1 protein-coding gene is annotated in these 1,425 nt (G+C 44.2%); it reads right to left on the reverse strand.

All coding sequences use genetic code 11. The features are described 5' to 3' along the window. Nucleotides 1–20 precede the first annotated feature (20 nt). Complete coding sequence (locus AB4232_RS11800; protein WP_009845967.1) at nt 21–1,343, reverse strand: IS4-like element ISVbsp1 family transposase; 1,323 nt, start codon at nt 1,341–1,343, stop codon at nt 21–23. Nucleotides 1,344–1,425 lie beyond the last annotated feature (82 nt).

Genomic DNA, 1,425 nt, shown 5'->3' on the forward strand with positions numbered 1-1,425 from the left:
TAATGCCGTTCGGATAAGCATTATTGCTTGAACCTGAACGGATATTTGGCTGGGACAAAGAGGACTGAACGTGGAAACGTTCGGTCCTTTCTTTTATCTGGAAGAATGAAGTGACTCAAACTGTCTCTCATCCTTTTCAGTTTTACAGGTAGAGTTCCGTCTGGGCTTAAAGCTAACCAACGTAATTGCGCATCAATAAGGTTAATTGCGGCGGTAAAACTGACCCTAGTCGCTCGAACCCCGGCTTCTGAAGCTATCTTAACCATCTCTAATCGCACTAAGTTATAGGCAAGTAATACGCCCCAAAGCTCTTGCTTCACACCGGCAGAAAAACGACTTCGTAAAGTGACGTGACTTTGCAGTTGAGTCTGTTTAATTTCACCATAACCTTCTTCTATCTCCCAGCGTTGCCAATAAATACGCAGCAGGCTTTCTAGCGAGTATCTACTAGGGTCTGTAAGTGAAGTAATAAAACCTTTTATCTCACCTTTTGGCTCTTGATATAGGACTAATCTAGCTTCCCAACGTGCGGGTAAATTCGGATTCTGCCGTTGAGCTTGAGGAGATATGGGCATTGAGATGAGCATGTCGTTCTCCGCATATTTCTCCAACACTTCATAGCGTAGCTTACGTTTTGCAGGCATTAACCAGTGAGCATTTTCCGCACTCTCTTGCCACGACAACAAGAGGTCTGCCGAGAAATAACAACGATCAAATAAGGTCAATGAATGTGCGGGGATATCATTGAATAGGCGCTTAGCTAAGGTCGTTTCACCGACATGACAGCCATCAAAAGCCGCCCCCATAATCATTCGAGTTTCTGTTGACATCAAAGCGACTAAACGAAGTTGAGGGTAAGGTTTCAATTTTTTAGAGATGAACCCAAATTCTTCAGCGTTCTCTGGGGAATCTTGGCACCTAAATGTTGTTCCATCCACAGCAAGAACATTAAGCTCCAAGTCTTTATCTTGTTGAAGGATATCTCCGTTCCAAGCCTTTACCGTTGTGTGAAACAGAGCCGCTAATGGACTCTCATCTAGACGTCGGCGTGAATCAGTTAGGACACTAGGTGCAACACGAGACCAGCTATCTTCAGGTTTAGGCTGAAGCGCAATGTCTAATGAACTGCATACCTCTTTGATAGACATGTTGCGTTGCAGCCCCATCCAAATAACTAACCAGACAGCTTGCTGAGCGGGAAGCCGACGTCGTCTTATGCTCGCTTTATTGGTTTCAAGAAGAGCTTGTTCTATCCACTCAATCTGAATGGCGTCGACGACAGATTCATAATTGTCGGCATCTTCAATGGTCTCGTGTGCCATTGCTAATTCTTGTTCAAGCATAAAAAAATCCCCATCAACGTTGTTGATGGGGATTATCTGCTAACTGCAAGATCGTTCAAGTCTTCTTAAACGATCGGCATTA

Origin of the sequence: Vibrio sp. 10N.286.46.A8, from assembly GCF_041470165.1 — a bacterium.
Taxonomy (GTDB): Bacteria; Pseudomonadota; Gammaproteobacteria; order Enterobacterales; family Vibrionaceae; genus Vibrio; species Vibrio tasmaniensis_A.

Coding starts and splice junctions, on each gene's coding strand:
- AB4232_RS11800 (WP_009845967.1), bottom strand. CDS start 1,343: ATGCTTGAACAAGAATTAGCAATGGCACACGAGACCATTGAAGATGCC.